At 49.4% G+C, this 633-nt stretch carries 1 protein-coding gene; it reads right to left on the minus strand.

Features of this window, described 5'->3' with window-relative positions:
* Positions 1-131 precede the first annotated feature (131 nt).
* On the minus strand, positions 132-633 hold a 502-nt coding region (locus AAHB90_RS32500; RefSeq protein WP_342089492.1), incomplete at its 5' end, for an SDR family NAD(P)-dependent oxidoreductase.

Here is a 633-nt window from a genome sequence, read left to right on the forward strand (position 1 = left end):
GCAAGCCAAAGGCCTCATGCGTTTCCGATATCGTTATGAACCGTATCAATTTGTCTTCCTTATTTTTCATCATATAAATATACCAAAACCCCGCGACTGTTTCCATTCGCAGGGTTTTGACCCTGTCACTGTTACCACGGAACAATGTTGTCTGATCCGGCATAATGGGCGGGTCCGGTAAAACTTCCTGTCGGCAGGTCTTCTGACAAGGCCACCCTTATCGGCTCGATAGATCCTTCTTCCACCGTATCGGTCCCCTGGAAATTATTGAGTGCCGTTGCGGTAAAACCAGGACTTACCAGGTGTACTTTGATATGGGTATTCGCTAAATCGATGGCCAGCGAAAGGAAAACGCCATTAAGCGCAGTTTTGGATGCCCCATAGACGGCATCGAAGGCTGAGCGGTAGGGATTAGCTGGATTGGCATTCAAAGTAAGAGAACCCAATGCGCTCGACACGGTCACAATCCGCGCTTTCTCGGCTTTCCTTAATAGAGGTAAAAAGGCTTGTGTCACGGCAAGCGTACCAAATACATTCGTTTCCCAGACCGTTTTCATTTCGTCGATAGGCGCGATACTGGCGCGCTGAGCTCCAAGGACCTCTTCCATGGTGCGTCCAGGTTTCCCCACATTC

The organism is Dyadobacter sp. OTU695 (assembly GCF_038440355.1).
Lineage (GTDB): Bacteria > Bacteroidota > Bacteroidia > Cytophagales > Spirosomataceae > Dyadobacter.